Source organism: Burkholderia sp. 4M9327F10 (assembly GCF_005503145.1).
In the GTDB taxonomy this organism is placed as follows: Bacteria; Pseudomonadota; Gammaproteobacteria; order Burkholderiales; family Burkholderiaceae; genus Paraburkholderia.
Genome location: NZ_SCNV01000043.1, coordinates 53,011 through 71,238 on the forward strand (window position 1 = coordinate 53,011; position 18,228 = coordinate 71,238).

Annotated in this window: 16 protein-coding genes; 5 read left to right on the forward strand and 11 right to left on the reverse strand. The window is 63.8% G+C overall.

Translation table 11 applies throughout. The features are described from left to right. Positions 1–5 precede the first annotated feature (5 nt). The 4 genes from mrdA to FFS45_RS29450 all read right to left on the reverse strand — a co-directional run bounded on the left by mrdA (position 6) and on the right by FFS45_RS29450 (position 5,325). Positions 6–2,426 (reverse strand): penicillin-binding protein 2, encoded by a 2,421-nt coding sequence (gene mrdA / locus FFS45_RS29435; RefSeq protein ID WP_137958154.1) that lies wholly within the window; start codon positions 2,424–2,426, stop codon positions 6–8. 40 nt (positions 2,427–2,466) lie between these two features. After that, entirely contained in the window at positions 2,467–2,979 is a 513-nt protein-coding gene (mreD, locus tag FFS45_RS29440) for a rod shape-determining protein MreD (RefSeq protein WP_137958155.1), read from the reverse strand. After that, complete coding sequence (gene mreC / locus FFS45_RS29445; RefSeq protein ID WP_137958156.1) at positions 2,976–4,130, reverse strand: rod shape-determining protein MreC; 1,155 nt, start codon at positions 4,128–4,130, stop codon at positions 2,976–2,978. The genes mreD and mreC overlap by 4 nt, the downstream gene beginning before the upstream one ends. Before the next feature lie 151 nt (positions 4,131–4,281). Continuing rightward, the gene (locus tag FFS45_RS29450; RefSeq protein ID WP_004189550.1) at positions 4,282–5,325 is read right to left on the reverse strand and encodes a rod shape-determining protein; all 1,044 of its coding nucleotides are present in this window, start codon (positions 5,323–5,325) and stop codon (positions 4,282–4,284) included. Positions 5,326–5,701: 376 nt separating this feature from the next. Between FFS45_RS29450 and gatC the strand changes: the two genes are divergently transcribed. The 5 genes from gatC to FFS45_RS29475 all read left to right on the forward strand — a co-directional run bounded on the left by gatC (position 5,702) and on the right by FFS45_RS29475 (position 10,868). Further along, positions 5,702–6,001: an Asp-tRNA(Asn)/Glu-tRNA(Gln) amidotransferase subunit GatC gene (gene gatC / locus FFS45_RS29455; protein ID WP_122153081.1), complete on the forward strand. Its 300-nt coding sequence runs from the start codon at positions 5,702–5,704 to the stop codon at positions 5,999–6,001. 63 nt (positions 6,002–6,064) lie between these two features. Next, positions 6,065–7,564: an Asp-tRNA(Asn)/Glu-tRNA(Gln) amidotransferase subunit GatA gene (gatA, locus tag FFS45_RS29460; RefSeq protein WP_137958157.1), complete on the forward strand. Its 1,500-nt coding sequence runs from the start codon at positions 6,065–6,067 to the stop codon at positions 7,562–7,564. Between the two features lie 4 nt (positions 7,565–7,568). Continuing rightward, the gene (gatB, locus tag FFS45_RS29465; RefSeq protein ID WP_137958158.1) at positions 7,569–9,044 is read left to right on the forward strand and encodes an Asp-tRNA(Asn)/Glu-tRNA(Gln) amidotransferase subunit GatB; all 1,476 of its coding nucleotides are present in this window, start codon (positions 7,569–7,571) and stop codon (positions 9,042–9,044) included. 156 nt (positions 9,045–9,200) lie between these two features. After that, on the forward strand, positions 9,201–10,037 hold the full coding sequence (locus FFS45_RS29470) for a PPK2 family polyphosphate kinase (protein WP_137958159.1): 837 nt from the start codon (positions 9,201–9,203) through the stop codon (positions 10,035–10,037). Positions 10,038–10,088: 51 nt separating this feature from the next. After that, on the forward strand, positions 10,089–10,868 hold the full coding sequence (locus FFS45_RS29475; RefSeq protein ID WP_137958160.1) for an exodeoxyribonuclease III: 780 nt from the start codon (positions 10,089–10,091) through the stop codon (positions 10,866–10,868). Positions 10,869–10,907: 39 nt separating this feature from the next. Here FFS45_RS29475 and FFS45_RS29480 read toward each other — a convergent pair whose 3' ends face one another. From FFS45_RS29480 to argB, 7 genes are all read right to left on the reverse strand, one after another. Next, positions 10,908–12,152: a M48 family metallopeptidase gene (locus tag FFS45_RS29480; protein ID WP_249362978.1), complete on the reverse strand. Its 1,245-nt coding sequence runs from the start codon at positions 12,150–12,152 to the stop codon at positions 10,908–10,910. Next, the gene (locus FFS45_RS29485) at positions 12,149–13,543 is read right to left on the reverse strand and encodes an AmpG family muropeptide MFS transporter (protein WP_137958162.1); all 1,395 of its coding nucleotides are present in this window, start codon (positions 13,541–13,543) and stop codon (positions 12,149–12,151) included. Before FFS45_RS29485 ends, FFS45_RS29480 begins: the two co-directional genes overlap by 4 nt. A 14-nt stretch (positions 13,544–13,557) precedes the next feature. Then, a complete protein-coding gene (metW, locus tag FFS45_RS29490) occupies positions 13,558–14,166 on the reverse strand; it encodes a methionine biosynthesis protein MetW (protein WP_137958163.1) in 609 nt (202 codons plus the stop codon). Continuing rightward, positions 14,163–15,308: a homoserine O-acetyltransferase gene (locus tag FFS45_RS29495; protein WP_137958164.1), complete on the reverse strand. Its 1,146-nt coding sequence runs from the start codon at positions 15,306–15,308 to the stop codon at positions 14,163–14,165. Before FFS45_RS29495 ends, metW begins: the two co-directional genes overlap by 4 nt. 258 nt (positions 15,309–15,566) lie before the next feature. Continuing rightward, positions 15,567–16,259 carry a nucleoid occlusion factor SlmA gene (slmA, locus tag FFS45_RS29505; protein WP_137958166.1) on the reverse strand — a complete coding sequence of 231 codons (693 nt, stop codon included), beginning with the start codon at positions 16,257–16,259 and terminating at the stop codon, positions 15,567–15,569. After that, the gene (locus FFS45_RS29510) at positions 16,226–17,026 is read right to left on the reverse strand and encodes a pyrimidine 5'-nucleotidase (RefSeq protein ID WP_137958175.1); all 801 of its coding nucleotides are present in this window, start codon (positions 17,024–17,026) and stop codon (positions 16,226–16,228) included. Before FFS45_RS29510 ends, slmA begins: the two co-directional genes overlap by 34 nt. A gap of 86 nt (positions 17,027–17,112) precedes the next feature. Next, the gene (argB, locus tag FFS45_RS29515; RefSeq protein WP_137958167.1) at positions 17,113–18,012 is read right to left on the reverse strand and encodes an acetylglutamate kinase; all 900 of its coding nucleotides are present in this window, start codon (positions 18,010–18,012) and stop codon (positions 17,113–17,115) included. Between the last annotated feature and the right edge of the window lie 216 nt (positions 18,013–18,228).

An 18,228-nucleotide genomic window follows, 5' to 3' on the forward strand; every position in this document is an offset into this window, starting at 1 on the left:
TCTCCTTACTCGTCGATGCCGCCGGAAACCGGCTGGCTGGGTGACGTGGGCTGAATGCTGTCTTCGCGTGACGGGGCAGCGGCGCTGGGTGCCGGCTCGCTGCCGGGGCGCGGGTGATGCGGGCCGGATTTGCGCGGCACGAGCGTCCGGGTGGGCGCCGAGGCCGGGTCGGTCATGACGGTGGTGGCGACGAACGGCGCGGAGGCGCCCGCTGTGGCCGCGTCGGCCGCGTTATCGGCCACCTTATCCGCCGACCTGGCAGCCACGCTGGTTGCGTTCCTGACGCCGGGCACAGCGACCACAGGGCCCGCTGGCACGGCCGGTGCAACCTCCGACGCAGCGGACGCCGCGGACGGCGCCGAAGCGCCGGCCGCATTCGACGCTGCGCCTGGCATCGGCAGGGCGGTGAAGCCCGCGGCGACGGACGCTGGCTGCGTAATCTCGACGGCGGTAGGCGCCGCGCCAATCACCGGCGCCGACGCATCTGCCGTTGCCGAAGCCGCAGCGGCGACCGCCGCCGCTTCTGCACCGGGCTTCTGCCGGTCGACAAGGTAGTAGTCGAGCACGCGGCGCGCAATCGGACCTGCCGATTCCGCACCCCAGCCGCCGTTTTCCACGATCAGTGCAAGCGCGATCTTGGGATTGTCGGCGGGCGCGAAGGCGATAAAGAGCGCGTGGTCGCGCAGGTTTTCTGCGACCGCGTGGCCCTTGTAGTTGGCGCCCTGCAGCGAATACACCTGGGCCGTCCCCGTTTTGCCGGCGGCCTGATAGGGCGCGCCGATGAACAGCTTGGACGCCGTACCGTTGGTGACCACACCGACCATCGCCCGCTTGACGATATCGATATCCGACTGCGACACGTTGATGCGGCCATCGTCCTTCGGCACGGTCAGACGCGTGTCCTTGGTGATCGGATTTTCGATTTCCTTGACCAGGTGAGGCTTCATCACCACGCCGTTATTGGCGAGCGTGGCGACCGCGTGGGCGAGCTGCAGGATCGTGAACGAGTTGTAGCCCTGGCCGATGCCCAGACTGATCGTCTCGCCTTCATACCAGCGCTGCTGCTCGGGCTTGCGGTAGGCTTTGCGCTTCCATTCGGTGGAAGGAAGAATGCCCTTGGCTTCACCGGCAATGTCGATGCCGGTGATCTGGCCGAAGCCCCACGGCTTCATGAAGTTGGCGATCGCGTTGACGCCGAGATCGTGCGCCAGCATGTAGAAATACGTGTCGTTCGACACCACGATGGCGCGGTTCAGGTCGATCCAGCCCTGGCCCGAACGCACGTCGTTGCGGAACGTGTGGCCGCCGAACGTGTAGAAGCCCGGGTCCTGGAAGCCCCAGCTCGGCGTGCGCTTGTGCAGCGTCAGTGCGGCGAGCGCCATGAACGGCTTGTAGGTCGAGCCTGGCGGGTAGGTGCCGTGCAGCGGGCGGTTCAGCAGCGGATGGTCCGGCGAGTTGTTCAGGTCGTCCCAGGTCTGCTGGTCGATACCGTCCACGAACGAATTCGGGTCGAAGCTTGGCGCCGAGACGAACGCGAGCACGTCGCCGGTTGACGGTTCGATCGCCACCAGCGCGCCGCGCTTGCCCGAGAACGCCTGTTCGGCAACCTGCTGAAGACCGATATCGAGCGACAGCACGAGGTTGTTGCCCGGCGTCGCCTGGGTGCGCGACAAGGTGCGTACCGGCCGCCCGCCTGCTGTGACCTCGACTTCTTCGAAGCCGGTCTGGCCGTGCAGTTCGGTTTCGTAGCTCTGTTCGACGCCGATCTTGCCGATGTAGTCCGTGCCCTTGTAGTTGTTGGCGTCGAGGCGCGGATCGTAGTGATCCGGGTCCTTGTCGTTCTGGTCGCTGGCGTCGTCGATCTTGTCCTGATCGCGCTGCGAGATCCGCCCGATATAGCCGATCACGTGCGCCGCCGTCGGTCCAAGCGGGTACTGGCGGAACAGGCGGGCACGCACTTCGACGCCCGGGAAGCGGAAGCGCTGCGCCGTGAAGCGCGCGACTTCGTCGTCGGTGAGGCGCGTGCGGATCGGCAGGCTTTCGAAGTTCTTCGAATCTTCCTGCAGCTTCTTGAAGCGGCGCCGGTCGCGGGCGTCGATGGAAATGACGGTCGACAGGTTGTTGATCACGTTGTCGAGCGTGTCATTGAGCTTCGAGGGCGTAATTTCCAGCGTGTAGGCGGAGTAGTTTTTTGCCAGCACGACGCCGTTACGGTCCGTGATGATGCCGCGGTTGGGGACGATCGGCGCCACCGAAATGCGGTTCTCGTCGGCTTGCAGCGAGTATTTGCTGTAGTGCCAGACCTGCAGGAACAGGAAGCGGAAAACGATCAGCCCGAAACACACGAACACGAACAGGCCCGCCGCCGCGACCCGCAGGCGGAACTTTGAGAGCTGTTGCTGAGTGTCCTTGAATTCGGCGGCCATGCTTTAGATCAAAACAACGAAAGGCTCGACGCGCACGGCGCTAAATGGGGCGGGTGTCGTCCGGATCGGCCGGACGGCGCTGCGGCATCAGCAGCAGCACGCTTGCAATGGGCCACAGGGCGGCCTCGACGAATCCGTCGATCAGGTAGCCCCAGCCCGGAAATGCGGCGCCCATCAGTAGACGGATCACGAACGGCACAAGTTGCGCGATGACGAACAACGGCATTACCGCGAAAGTCTGCACGCCCATAGGCATCCACAATACACGTCGGTGGATGGTGATGGCGCCGTACGACAGCAGCGTATACGCGAGTGCATGCTCGCCGAGCAGGCTGGCGTTGTGCACGTCCATCAGGATGCCGAGCAGGAAGGCGATGCCCATGCCCACCTTGCGCGGCTGGTGCACGTTCCAGAACAGCAGCACGAGCGCCACGAAATCAGGAATGCCGATCAGGCGTCCCCACGGCATCAGGTTCAGCAGGAAGGCGGCGGCCAGGCTGAACGAGATGAAGTACGGATTGACCGGCTGCAGGATGTATTGAGGACGGTTCACTCGTCGATCCCCCCCGTGGCGGGTTTCGGGGTCTTTTCTACGGGCGGCCGTGCTTCGGCGGCCTTCTTCTCGCTAGCGGACTTTTTCTCGGCGGCGGGCTTTTTCTCCCCCGCGGCCTTCTTTTCCGTCGCTGTCGCTGTTGCTGCCGGGCCCGAAGCCGGCTTGGATGCTGCCGGGGCCGCAGTTGTGGCCGATGCCGGCACGGCTGCCTTGGCGTTCTTGTCCGCAGTCTTTTCCGCAGGCTTGGCACCCTTCTTCGCCTTCGCTTCTTTCGCCGAGCTGGCCGCATCGGGTTCGTCTGCGGGACGAGGCGGCACGGTGTTCTGATAATGCAGCACCAGCAACTGACGCGCGCCGCGCACCGGCGCAACCGGCAGGCAGATCACGCGTGCGAACGCGGTATCGGCCTGCTTGTCGACCCGCACCACCTTCGCGACCGGCAGGCCCGGCGGATAGGTGCCGTCGAGGCCGCTCGTCACGAGTTCGTCGCCGGCTTGCACGTCCGCGCTGATCGGCACGAAGCGCAGGTCGAGCGAATCGCCCTTCGGCGTGCCGTAGATCACGCTGCGCAGACCGGTACGCACCACCTGCACCGGCACGGCCTGATCCTTGTCGGTGAGGAGCGTCACTTCGGCCTGCAGCGGGAACACGCGGGTCACCTGGCCAACCACGCCGTCTTCATTGACGACCGGTGAGCCGTCCTGAATGCCCTGCTGCGCGCCACGGCCAATGATGACTTTTTGCGTGAAGGGATCGCGCGTGTCGTACTGGATTTCCGCGGGGATCGACTGGGTGGTCATGCGCTGCGAGAGTTGCAGCAACGAGCGCAGATGCTCGTTCTCGGCGCCCAGTTCGGCTGCCGTGTTGGCTTGCAGCGAGAGCTGCAGGTTCTTCTTGCGCAGGGTCTCGTTCTGGCCGCGCAGCGTGGCGCTTGTCACTGCCAGATCGGCGGCGCCCATGAAGATGTCGCGCGGCACGAGCGCCGCGCGCTGCAACGGATAAATGCCGGCTCCCAGCACGCCGCGAACGATCTCCAGCGTCCTGAAGCGCGCATCCGAGATCAGCAGGGCGAGCGCCAGCAGCACGAAGAAAATCAGCCGTGCGAGTGCGGAGGGGCCTTGCTTGAACAGAGGCGGCGGACTGTATTCCATGGTCGGCGCCGGGGGCGTGAGCGGTTGGTCTAACTTCGGCGCGAAAACACGCGCTCAGCGCGCGGCGGCTGGATGAACCAGCCCAAGACAGGCTGGCCCGATCAAGGCTAGCCGTCCGATCCGCGCTGCTGACATGGAGCGAAGCTCTCGCTTACTCGTACGAGAAGATGCTGCCGAGCTTGTCCATGCGCTCGAGGGCCATGCCCGAGCCGCGCACGACGCAAGTCAGCGGGTCTTCGGCGACGAGCACCGGCAGGCCGGTTTCTTCGGCGAGCAGACGGTCCAGGTCGCGCAGCAGTGCGCCGCCGCCCGTGAGCATCATGCCGCGTTCGGCGATGTCCGCGCCGAGTTCCGGCGGCGTCTGCTCGAGAGCGATCTTCACCGACGACACGATCTGGTTCAGCGGATCGGTGAGGGCTTCGAGGATTTCGTTGCTGGAGATGGTGAAGCTGCGCGGAATGCCTTCCGACAGGTTGCGGCCCTTCACTTCCATTTCCTTGACTTCCGAGCCCGGGAACGCGGAGCCGATTTCCTTCTTGATCGCTTCAGCGGTTTGCTCGCCGATCAGCATGCCGTAGTTGCGGCGGATGTAGTTGACGATAGCTTCGTCGAACTTGTCGCCGCCGACGCGTACCGAACCCTTGTAGACGATGCCGCCCAAGGAGATCACGCCGACTTCGGTCGTGCCGCCGCCGATGTCCACCACCATCGAGCCGGTGGCTTCCGAGACCGGCAGGCCCGCGCCGATAGCAGCGGCCATCGGCTCTTCAATCAGATAAACCTGCGAAGCGCCTGCGCCGTGAGCCGCCTCCTTGATGGCGCGGCGTTCCACCTGGGTGGAGCCGCACGGCACGCAGATGATGATGCGCGGCGACGGCGAGAACATACGCGATTCGTGAGCCGTCTTGATGAACTGCTTGATCATCTGCTCGGTGACGGTGAAGTCGGCGATCACGCCGTCTTTCATCGGGCGGATCGCCTCGATGTTGCCCGGCACCTTGCCAAGCATCTGCTTGGCTTCCTTGCCGACTGCCTGGATGGTTTTCTTGCCGTTGGGACCGCCTTCCTGGCGGATGGAAACGACCGACGGTTCGTCGAGAACGATGCCCTTGCCACGCATGTAGATGAGCGTGTTGGCGGTGCCGAGGTCAATCGCCAGATCGTTGGAGAAGTAGCTGCGCAAAAAACCGAACATTCAAAATCCTGTCTCGCTGGGGGCCGGGCCTCGCAAACATTGCGCAGGGCGGCAGCGGAAAAATAACAGCTTCAACCGGGCGGATACTGCGCCACAGCGGCTTGAAGCTTCGGGGGAATCTACCGGAGGCTGGCACAAGGCCGGCTTCTATCTCTGATTCATTTATAGGTTAATGACCAGAAAGGCCTTGGTAAGACGGTCCGGGTTTGGGTCGAACGCGTAATGATACCTTATAATTTTGCTTGATTTGAAGGAAACGGTTGGCACTTTTTGCCTCCGCTGGCCCCTTTTTCGAGGGCCCCCTCCAGTGTCGTAACCCGCTGTCACAGCTTTGTTTTCCGCACTGTGACAGTCCGCCACATTTTCCGGTGACTGCATGGCTCTGACCCTGACCGATGTTAAGCGCATCGCGCATCTTGCGCGGCTCGAACTGGCCGACGCCGAAGCCGAGCACACGCTCGTCCAGCTCAATGATTTTTTCGGCCTTGTCGAGCAGATGCAGGCCGTCGACACCAAGGGCATTGAACCGCTCGCCCATCCGATCGAGCAGATCGAAGATGTTGCACTGCGTTTGCGCGAAGACGCAGTGACGGAAATCGTCCAGCGCGATGAATTCCAGCGCCCGGCGCCTGCTGTGCAGGAAGGGCTCTACCTGGTGCCGAAGGTCATTGAATAAAAACATGGGTTCGGCGCGCAGTGTTTGCTGCGCTGCCGCGCCATTCTGGACTGGAAGAACGCAATGCATGAAAAAAGCTTGACCGAACTGCGGGCCGCCCTTGCTGCGAAAGAATGCTCCGCAGTCGAACTGGCGCAGCTCTATCTGAAGCGGATCGAGGCAGCCAACAGCCTGAACGCCTTCGTCCAGGTGGACGCCGATCTCACGCTCGAGCAGGCTAAAGCCGCCGACGCGCTGCTCCATACCGGCCACGCCGGGCCGCTGGTCGGCCTGCCGATCGCCCACAAGGACGTGTTTGTGACGCGTGGCTGGCGCTCCACCGCCGGCTCGAAGATGCTCGCCAATTACGTGAGCCCGTTCGACGCGACCGTGGTCGAGCGCCTGAACCGCGCGGGCATGGTGTGCGTCGGCAAGACCAACATGGACGAGTTCGCAATGGGCTCGTCCAACGAGAATTCGCACTTCGGTCCGGTGCAGAACCCGTGGGACACCAAGGCCGTGCCGGGCGGCTCGTCGGGCGGCTCGGCTGCCGCCGTGGCCGCGCGCCTCGCGCCGGCCGCCACGGGCACGGATACCGGCGGTTCGATCCGCCAGCCGGCCTCGTTCTCGGGCATCACGGGCATCAAGCCGACTTACGGCCGCGTGTCGCGCTACGGCATGATCGCGTTCGCGTCGTCGCTCGACCAGGGCGGCCCGATGGCGCAAAGCGCCACGGACTGCGCGCTGCTGCTCAACGCCATGGCCGGTTTCGACGAGCGCGATTCGACCAGCCTCGTACGCGACGACGAAGACTACACGCGCTATCTGGGCAAGACATGGTCGGCCGACGCTGCGGGCAATGCTACGGGCAAGCCGCTCGCCGGACTGCGCATCGGCCTGCCGAAGGAATATTTCGGTGCGGGCCTGGCTGACGACGTGCGCGCCGCAATCGACGCAGCATTGAAGCAGTACGAAGCGCTCGGCGCCACGCTGGTCGAAGTCACGCTGCCGAAAACCGAACTGTCGATCCCCGTGTACTACGTGATCGCGCCAGCGGAAGCCTCCTCGAACCTGTCGCGTTTCGACGGCGTGCGCTACGGCCACCGCGCCGCGGAGTACCGCGATCTGCTCGATATGTACAAGAAGTCGCGCGCCGAGGGTTTCGGACCGGAAGTGAAGCGCCGCATTCTGGTGGGTGCGTACGTGCTGTCGCACGGCTATTACGACGCCTACTACCTGCAGGCGCAGAAGATCCGCCGCATCATCGCAAACGACTTCCAGGAAGCGTTCAAGCAGTGCGACGTGATCATGGGACCGGTTGCGCCGTCGGTGGCGTGGGATCTCGGCGCCAAGGGCGACGATCCGGTGCAGATGTACTTGGCCGATATCTACACGCTGTCGGTGAGCCTCGCCGGTTTGCCCGGCATGAGCGTGCCGTGCGGCTTCGGCGCGGGCGCGAATGCGCAGCGCCCGGTCGGTCTGCAGATCATCGGCAACTATTTCAACGAAGCTCGCATGCTGCAGGTTGCGGATGCGTTCCAGCGCGCAACCGACTGGCATCGCCGGGCCCCGGCAGGAGTGTGAACACATGACCAAGCAATGGGAAGTCGTTATCGGTCTCGAGACGCACACGCAACTGTCGACCGTCTCGAAGATTTTCTCGGGCGCCGCCACGCAGTTCGGCGCAGAACCCAACACGCAGGCCTGCCCTGTCGATCTGGCCTTGCCCGGTTCGCTGCCGGTGATGAACCGCGGCGCCGTGCAACGGGCGATTGAATTCGGTCTCGCGATCGGCGCAACCATCGCGCCGCGCAGCATCTTCGCGCGCAAGAACTACTTTTACCCCGATCTGCCGAAGGGCTATCAGATCAGCCAGTACGAGATTCCTGTGGTGCAGGGCGGCCAGGTCACGATTCAGGTGCCCGCCAACGAGAAGGCCGGCAAGGAAGCGTACGAGAAGACCATCAACCTGACGCGCGCTCACCTCGAAGAAGACGCAGGCAAGTCGCTGCACGAAGACTTCGCGGGCATGACCGGCATCGACCTGAACCGCGCCGGCACGCCGCTGCTCGAAATCGTCACCGAGCCGGAAATGCGCAGCGCGGCGGAGGCAGTCGCGTATGCGAAGACGCTGCATACGCTCGTCACGTGGCTCGGTATCTGCGACGGCAACATGCAGGAAGGCTCGTTCCGCTGCGATGCGAACGTGTCGGTGCGGCCGCTCGGGCAAGAGGAATTCGGCACGCGTGCCGAGATCAAGAACCTGAACTCGTTCCGCTTCCTAGAAGAAGCGATCCAGTACGAAGTGCGCCGCCAGATCGAGCTGATCGAAGACGGCGGCACGGTGGTGCAGGAAACGCGTCTGTACGATCCGGACAAGCGCGAAACGCGTTCGATGCGCAGCAAGGAAGACGCGCACGATTACCGCTATTTCCCCGATCCGGATTTGATGCCGCTCGTGATCGACGCGGCGTGGGTCGAGCGTGTGAAGGCCGAAATGCCGGAACTGCCGGTGGCGATCCAGCAGCGCTTTGTCGGGCAGTACGGTCTGACGCCTTATGACGCGGGCGTGCTGACTTCGAGCAAGGCGATGGCCGCTTACTACGAAGCGGTGGTCGCAAAGGTGGGCGCGGCGCAAGCCAAGGTCGCTGCAAACTGGCTGATGGGCGAAGTCTCGTCGCTGTTGAACCGCGAAGATCTCGACATCGCCGACAGCCCGGTTTCCGCCGCGCAACTCGCGCTGCTGCTGCAACGCATTGCCGACGGCACGATCTCGAACAAGATCGCGAAGGAAATCTTCGTCGCGATCTGGGACGAGAAAGCCACTGACGAAGCGGCCGCCGACCGCATCATCGAAGCAAAGGGTCTCAAGCAGATTTCCGATACCGGCGAACTGGAAGCGATCATCGACGAAGTGCTCGCGGCCAACCAGAAGTCGGTCGAGGAATTCCGCGCCGGCAAGGAAAAGGCGTTCAACGCGCTGATCGGCCAGGCGATGAAGGCCACCAAGGGCAAGGCGAATCCGCAGCAGGTCAACGAGCTGCTGAAGAAAAAGCTATCCTGACGCAAGTGATGTAAATGCCGAACCGCGCGTGTGTGGATCAGCGCGCGGCTTCGGTCACAACGGGCTGTTGCCGGACGAAAGTGGGGCAGCGGCCCGTTTCCTTTGGTTGGCGCGACCCGAATTTTCACTAACGTTAGGCGCCTCTGGAGACACTGCATGGCGAAACAGCCAGAACTCGACGAATTCCGCGTGCCGTACTTCGACGACAAGAAGATCGCGAAATTCGCGCTCACCGATTTCGATCCTGCCGCGAAGCCGTTTTCGACAGGCTCGAAGGACGGCGACCGCGAGCGTCTTGCCGAGATCGGCGCGAGGCTCGACGAGTTGCAGGAACGCCTGCATGCGCAGCGCCTGCAACGCGTGCTGCTCGTGTTACAGGGCATGGATACGAGCGGCAAGGACGGCACGATCCGCGCCGTGTTTCACGAGGTGGATCCGCTCGGCCTGCACATCGTGCCGTTCAAGGCGCCGACCGCCACCGAACTGGCGCACGATTTCCTCTGGCGCGTGCACGCGCAGGCGCCCGCTGCCGGCGAACTGACGATCTTCAACCGCAGCCATTATGAGGACGTGCTGGTGCCGGTCGTGCTCGGCCAGCTCGACGAGGCCGCGCGCGAGCGGCGCTACCGCCACATCCGCGATTTCGAGGCTATGCTGGCGGACAACGGCACCACGATCATCAAATGCACGCTGCACATCTCGAAGGACGAGCAGCGTTCCCGCTTGCAGGCACGCATCGACGATCCGACCAAACACTGGAAGTTCGACGTTTCGGATCTGGAAGCGCGCAAGCAGTGGGATCAGTATCAGACGGCGTATCACAACGCGCTGTCTGCAACCTCGACGCGTTATGCGCCCTGGTACATCATCCCGGCCGATTCGAAGTCGCATCGCAACCTGATGGTCGCTGAACTACTGCTGCGCACGTTTGAAGCAATGAAGCTTGAATATCCGCCTGCGAAGGAATCGCTCAAGGGCGTGAAGGTCGAATGAGCACCAGAATTCAACTACGAATCGACAACGAACCTACAACAAAGGAACGACATGTTGCGTGTGATTACCGCCAACCTGAACGGCATCCGCTCTGCGGCGAAAAAGGGCTTTTTCGAATGGTTTGGTGAGCAGAAGGCGGACGTGCTGTGCGTGCAGGAAATCAAATGCTCGCAGGACGACATGACCCCCGAGTTTCTCGCTCCGCATAACTTCACCGGCTACTTCCAGCATGCGGTGAAGAAGGGCTACAGCGGCGCCGGCGTTTATACCCGCCACGAGCCGGACGAAGTGATCATCGGCTTCGGCAGTGAAGAGTTCGACCCGGAAGGGCGTTATGTCGAACTGCGCTTCGGCAAGCTCTCGGTGATCTCGGTGTATGTGCCGTCGGGCTCGAGCGGCGAAGATCGTCAACAGGCCAAGTTCCGCTTCATGGACGAGTTCATGCCGCACCTCGCCGAACTCAGCAAGGAACGCGAAGTGATCGTGTGCGGCGACGTGAACATCGTCCACAAGGAAATCGACATCAAGAACTGGAAGGGCAACCAGAAGAACTCAGGTTGCCTGCCCGAAGAGCGCGCGTGGCTCACGAAACTGTTCGACGAAGTGGGTTATGTGGACGTGTTCCGTACGCTCGACCAGCGGCCCGAGCAATACACGTGGTGGAGCAATCGCGGCCAGGCGTATGCGAATAACGTCGGGTGGCGGATCGATTATCAGATCGCCACGGCCGGCATTGCCGGCAAGGCCAAGCGTACCGACGTGTTCCGCGATATCAAGTTCAGCGACCACGCGCCCGTGACGGTCGACTACGACCACAAGCTCAAGAAGTAAGCGCGCGCCGGTCCGTCAGCGCGTGAGTGCACCGGCGCTTCAGTCGCCGCGCACAGGGATGCGGCGCGGACGGCCGATGCCCGCATAGTCGGGCAGTTCATCGACCGTCTTGCCGATTGCCTTGGCGTAGAGCTGCAGCATATCCGGCAGGCGCTTCATCAGATCCTGACGGCGCGTGGGTGTGTACGGATGCACGTAGATGTAGCCCTGATTGCGGTTGCTGTGGGTCGCTGCGGCCAGCTTGTCCCACAGCGTGATCGCGGCGCGCGGATCGTAGCCGGCGCGCGAGGCGATGTCGCTGCCGATCACGTCGGCTTCGGTTTCGTCGGTGGGCGTGTATTTCATTTCCAGCAGTTGCGAGCCGATCCCGAGCGGCGCCGCGCCCAGATCGGCCAGTCCGAATAGCTGCGGAATCGTGCCGGACGAATCGAGCTGCGCCGCCTGCTGCTCGCCGAGCCGTTCGCGCGCGTGCTCGCGCAGCGCATGCGCGATCTCGTGGCCGAGCAGCATGCCGAGTTCGTTGTCGTTCAGATGCACGCGATCGAGGATGCCGCTGTAAATCACAACCTTGCCGCCCGGCAGACAGTACATGCGGATGTCCGGCGAGCGGATCACCGCAATCTGCCACTTCCAGTTTTTCGCCCGTTCGTTCCACTTCAGCGAATACGGAATCAGCTTGTCCAGGATCGTGTGCACGCGGATCACGCGGGCGTCGGTGTCGGGATAAAGCCGATCGGCATGCTGGGCGCCGTAGACGATCTGCTCGAACTCGTCGGCAGCCTGGGCCTCCAGTTGCTGCGACGGAATCAGATTGCGGAACACGGCGTAGCTGCCGAAGTGCAGTTGCTGGGCGGGCGGCGTGTACGGCGGCGGGCGGCTGTCGGCCGCGCCGGGGGCGCCGGTTCGCGCGGTTTGCTTCGCCGTGCCCGGAGAGGCAAGCGGGGCTGACGCTGCGGAGGGAGCGGAAGTTGCCGATGCCGCTGCGGGCGCCGCCGGTCCATGCGCCGCGTTAGCGGTGTTGCCGGCGCCCGAACCCTGGCCGCTTGCGCCCGGGCTTTCCGTGCTGGCGGAGGCCGTCGCCGAAGCCGGGCTCTCCGGCACAGCGGCACCCGGCGCCGATTTGGCCGCGGGCGCGCTCGCAGCCGACGCGGCACTGGCCGCGAGCAGCGGCAATGCGCCGGCAAAGGCGCTCGAGGGCGTCGCAAAGGTGCCAAGGCCAAGTCCGGCGCAGCAGAGCAGCGCCAGCGCAGCACGCAGCGCACGGCGCGGGGCGGACCCGCTCACGACCGGACCCTCCACGGTGCGATCCACAGCAACAGCAGCATGCCGGGCAGCGCGAGCGCGGTGCAGGCGAGGAAGTAGTCGAACCAGCCGATCTGCGCGACCACGTAACCGCTTGCCGCCGACGCCAGCGTGCGCGGCACCGACGCGAGACTGGTGAAGAGCGCGAACTGGGTGGCGGTGTAGCGCGGATCGGTGGTGCTGGCGATATAGGCGGTAAATGCCGCCATCGTCAGGCCGGTTGCGAAGGTTTCGAGGCCGTAGACGAGCGCGAGTGCCACCGAGCGCGGATCGAGCTGCACCGCCCAGTCGATACCGAACACGGAGAGCAGCTTCGTCACGGCATGACTCGTGAACACCGCAAAATCGTAGATTTCGGCGAGCCCCGGCGATGCCGGCCCGAGATGCGCGAGCCACGCGAAGCCGAGCGTCGACAGCATCTGCAGGATGCCGAATACCCACAACCCGCGGCCGATGCCGATACGCATCATCCAGATGCCGCCGACAATCCCGCCGGCAAGACTCGCGCCGAACGCCGTGGTCTTGGCGATCACACCGATCTGCGTGCGCGAGTAGCCGATGTCGAGAAAGAACGAGGTCGACAGATTGGTCGCCATCGTATCGCCGAGCTTGTACAGGAAGATAAAGCCGAGCACCAGCAAGGCGCCGCGCCAGCCGTCGCGCAGGATAAATTCGCGGAACGGCTCGACGATCGCTTCGCGCAGGTTCCGCGGCGGCGCGCCGTGTATCTTCGGCTCGCGCACGAGCAGCGTCATCAGCATGCCCGGCACCATGAACGCCGCCGTGACGATGAATACCGTGGTCCACGGCAGATGGTCGGACAGGATCAGCGCGAGCGAGCCCGGCACGAGCGCCGCGATCTTGTACGCGTTGACGTGTACCGCGTTGCCGAGACCCTGCTCGGTATCGGTGAGCAATTCGCGCCGGTAGGCATCAATGGAGATGTCCTGGCTCGCGCCGAAAAACGCCACCAGCGCGGTGAGCGCCGCAACCGTCCAGATTGAATCGCGCGGCGAGACGAAACCGAGCGCGGCAATGGCGCCCGCCACCAGAATCTGCGTGACCAGCATCCAGCCGCGCCGCCTGCCCGGCCGCCAGCCGGGCAGGCGCGGCACGTAACGGTCCATCAGCGGCGCCCAGACGAATTTCCACGTATAGGGGAACTGGATCAGCGCAAACAGGCCGATTTCCTTCAGATTGACGCCTTCTGAGCGCAACCACGCCTGCACCAGATAGACGAGCGTGAACAGCGGCAATCCCGACGTGAAGCCGAGAAAGACGCAGATCAGCATGTGCGTATTGAGAAACGCACGCCAGCCAGCGTGTTCGACGTGAGCGGTAAGTGCGGGCGCCTCGTGCGGCGGGTTCGACATTTGGGTGTGTGGCGTTAGCTTTTCTTGACGCGATAGACCGCAAGACTACCACGCCAGTTCTCGCCCCACCGCACCGCCTGGCCGCCGTGCAGCACGACCCGGTCGAGAATTTCGATGCCCACCTCAGGGGCCAGCGCCTCGAAGTCCTTGATGGTCAGCACCCGCACGTTCGGTGTGTTGTGCCACTGATACGGCAGCGACTTCGACACCGGCATGCGGCCGCGCAACACGGAAAGGCGGTGCGACCAGTAGCCGAAGTTGGGGAACGACACGATGCATTCCTTGCCGACCCGCACCGTCTCGCGCAGGATCGCCGCGGTCTGGTGGATGGTCTGCAGCGTCTGCGACAGGATGGCGAAGTCGAAACTGTTGTCTTCGAACAGGCGCAGGCCGTCTTCCAGATTCTGCTGGATTACGTTGACGCCGTTCTGGGTGGCGGCAAGCACGCCGGCGTCGTTGATCTCGATGCCATAACCCGTGACTTCGAGTTCCTCGGTCAAGGTGGAGAGGAGCGAGCCGTCGCCGCAGCCCAGATCGAGCACCGTCGCGCGCGGTTCGACCCAGCGGGCAATGGCGCGGAAATCGGGGCGCAGCGCAAGATAATCGAGAGCGCGCTGGTTCATGCGTTCACCTCGGTGGCAATTCGTTCGTAATAGGCGCGCATCAGGTTGTGATAGCGCGCGTCGTCGAGCAGGAAGGCGTCGTGACCGTGCGGCGCGTCGATCTCGGCGTACGTCACCGTGCGCTTGTGATCGAGCAGCGCCTTCACCAGTTCGCGCGAGCGTGCCGGCGCAAAACGCCAGTCGGTCGTGAAGCTGGCGATCAGGTATTTCGCTGTGGTGTGCGCCACCGCAGTGGTCAGGTCGCCGTCGAAGGCCTTGGCCGGATCGAAGTAGTCGAGCGCGCGGGTGATCAGCAGATAGGTGTTGGCGTCGAAATAGTCGGCGAACTTGTCGCCCTGGTAGCGCAGATACGATTCCACCTCGAACTCGACGTCGAAGTTGAAGTTGTACTCGTCGACGGCGCCTTCCGCCCGGCGCAGCGAACGGCCGAATTTCTCGGCCATGTCGTCGTCGGACAGATACGTGATGTGGCCGATCATGCGCGCCACCCGCAGCCCGCGCTTGGGCTTCACGCCGTGCGCGTAGTAGTTGCCGCCGTGGAAGTCCGGGTCGGACAGGATCGCCGAGCGCGCCACCTCGTTAAAGGCAATGTTCTGCGCGGAGAGCTTCGGCGTGGATGCCACCACGATGCAATGGCCGACGCGTTCCGGATACATCATGCTCCACGCAAGCGCCTGCATGCCGCCGAGGCTGCCGCCCATCACGGCCGCAAAGCGCTCGATGCCGAAGGTGTCGGCCACGCGCGCCTGGGCGTTCACCCAGTCTTCCACCGTCACGACCGGAAAGCTCGCGCCATACGGAACGCCGGTCGCCGGATTGAGGCTCATCGGACCGGTTGAGCCGAAACACGAGCCGAGGTTATTGACGCCGATCACGAAGAACCTGTTCGTGTCGAGCGGCTTGCCGGGGCCGACCATGTTGTCCCACCAGCCGACGTTTTTCGGGTCGTCGGCGTAGACGCCCGCCACGTGGTGCGAAGCATTGAGCGCGTGGCAAACCAGCACGGCATTACTACGTGCGGCGTTGAGTGTGCCGTAGGTTTCGACCATCAGGTCGAAATTGGCCAGCGAGCTGCCGTTCTGCATGAGCAGCGGCTCGGAGAAATGCATTTTCTGGGGAGCGACGATACCGATCGATTCCATTCATTCCGCCTTCAACAGGGGCGGCTAAATGGTGTCGGCAAGGCACGGAGAGCGACTGTGTGCGCGGCTGACGACCTCTTTAGCCGCATTTATAGTGAACCGCCGGAACAGATTCCGGCAGGTTCGCGCGCCCGCAATCGAGTCAGCAAATCGGCGCGTCTACGACCGTTGGTGACAACGGTCAGGCGCAAAGTATAGCGGAAAATTCCGTGTGGCAGCGTCCGGCGCGGCCCTGGGGGCCGGCATGACTCCAGTGGACTACTGAAGAATCAGTCTTAGCTGGGCGTCGGCATGTTCGGCCGGATTGCGCGCAAAGCCGCTGCGCACATAGCGGTGCCAGCGTCCGACGATATAGCTGAGCAGCAGGTTGGCCCGCACGGCCGGATCGTAATCGGCCGGCAGCGGCACGACGCTGCCTTGCGCCTGCTGTGGATTGGCGCCGGCCTGCACGTTGGCGTCCATCAGGGCGAGACGCAGGCACTGCTTGAGCGAGGCCTCGACGCGCTCGAGCAACTGGTTGACGCGTTCCGTCAGGCGTTCGTGTTCGCCCACCAGGGCCTCGCACGTCAGCACGCGGGTCATGCCGGGATTTTTTGCGGAAAAATTAAGCAGCATCAACGCGATGGTGCGCGCCTGCAGCACGCCGTTGGGCTCTTTCGTTGCGATCTGGTTGATCAGCCCGAAGATGGACTGCTCGATGAATTCGATCAGCGCTTCGAACATTTGCGCCTTGCTGGCGAAATGCCGGTACAGCGCGGCCTCCGAAACGCCGAGCCGCGCGGCGAGTGCCGCCGTGGTGATCTTCTCGTTTTTGGGCGCCTCCAGCATGCTGGCGAGCGTCTGCAGGATATGCACGCGGCGCTCGCCCGGTTTCAGGCGAGTGGCGCGGACATTGCCCGTAGCGGGCGGGTCTTCGGTTACGGCCTCGTCATGCTTGTGATCCGGTTGCATGTCTGTCGTCCCTTCAGTCGCACTGAGCGGGTGCCCAATCTCAGCGATTTTAACGAACGAATCCGCCGGTCGACATAGTGCGGCCGGCCCGTGCCCGGCAAGCGCCCCGGCGTGCCGTCCGCGCCCAGCCGGTGCGGCAGATGGCCGACGATCCACACCGTGCGGATGCCCAGCCGGCGATAGTTCTTCAGATGCGAGCGCGTGTCTTCGACGAGGATCGCGTCGGCCAGCGGCACGTGGGCGTCGCGCATCGCCCGGCGCAGCATGGCGGCGTCGGGCTTGGCGCGCCAGCCGCGGCGATCGCGCATGTGCTCGATGGCGATCACGCGTTCGAACAGCCGCTCGATGCCCAGCTCGGCCAGCACCGCGTGGGCGTATTTTTCGGGCGCATTGGTCAGCACGATCTTGCGGCCCGGCAGGGCGGCGACAAGGCGCGCGAGGCCGCGCTCGCCGCGCACCATCGAAGGCAGATCTGAGAACGTGTGCACGACCTTCAGGAAGTCGTGCGGGTCGACCGGATGATGGCGTGCCAGGCCCAGCAGCGCTGCGCCGTAGCGCTCGGTGTAGCCGGTGCGCAGGCGGTTGGCCTCGTCGCGGTCCACGGCGAGCGAGTCGATGATGTACTGCGTCATCGCCTGGTTGATCGCGGGAAAAATCGAATGCGACGCGTGGTGCAGCGTGTTGTCCAGATCGAACAGCCAGACCGGGCTGCCGCCTGCGACGTAGGGGCGGCGGCGTTTAGCGTGTCTCGACGGGAAGGTGTGCATGGTGAGGGAAAGCGTACCGGTTTGGGCCGGCGCTGTCTGGAAAGCAGGCCGCTCATCCACGGGACGAGCGGCCTGCCGATGCATGCTCAGTGCGAGCGGATCATCGTGCCGAACGGCTGTTCGGTCAGGATTTCCAGCAGGACCGAGTGTTCGATGCGGCCGTCGATGATGTGCACCGAGCGCACGCCGCTCTTCGCCGCGTCCAGCGCCGAGGAGATTTTCGGCAGCATGCCGCCGGAGATGGTGCCGTCTTCGAACAGCGCGTCGATTTCGCGTGCGGACAGATCGGTCAGCAGATTGCCTTCCTTGTCCATCACGCCGGGGATGTTGGTCATCATCACCAGCTTTTCGGCATTCAGCACGACCGCCAGCTTGCCCGCGACCAGATCCGCGTTGATGTTGTACGAGAGACCGTCTTCACCGAAGCCGATCGGCGAGATCACCGGGATGAATGCGTCGTCCTGCAGTGCCTTCACGACCGCCGGATTGATGGCCTCGACTTCGCCGACCTGGCCGATATCGACGTACTGGCCGGGGTTGTCGCGATCCGGCATCAGCAGCTTGCGTGCGTGGATCAGGCCGCCGTCCTTGCCCGTGAGACCCACGGCGTGGCCGCCGAAGTGATTGATCAGCGTGACGATGTCCTGCTGCACTTCACCGCCGAGCACCCATTCGACGACTTCCATCGTCTCTTCGTCGGTGACGCGCATGCCCTGGATGAAGGTGCCCTGCTTGCCGATCTTCTTGAGTGCCTGGTCGATCTGCGGACCGCCGCCGTGCACGATGACCGGATTGATGCCGACCAGCTTCAGCAGAATCACGTCGCGCGCGAAGCCTTGCTTCAGACGCTCTTCGGTCATCGCGTTGCCGCCGTATTTGATGACCACGGTCTTACCGTGATACTGGCGAATATAAGGCAGCGCCTCGGCCAGAATTTCAGCCTTCAGGGTGGGCGCAATCTGCGAAAGGTCGGGAATCTCGGACATGGCGGCGGACTCGGGCACAGGACAGTTGAAACACGGCGAATTGTACAGGACTGGCGCGCTGCAACAGGGTTTTCCATACGTGTTCTGGCGGTGCGCGCCGCAACGCTGCCGCAGTGCGCAATCGGCGTTGCGCGCACGCCACTCACGGCGCGGTTGCGGGACCAGTTATGTGGAAATCCGGCTGAAATTTGGGGGGTGCAGGGGGCGCAGCGGGAC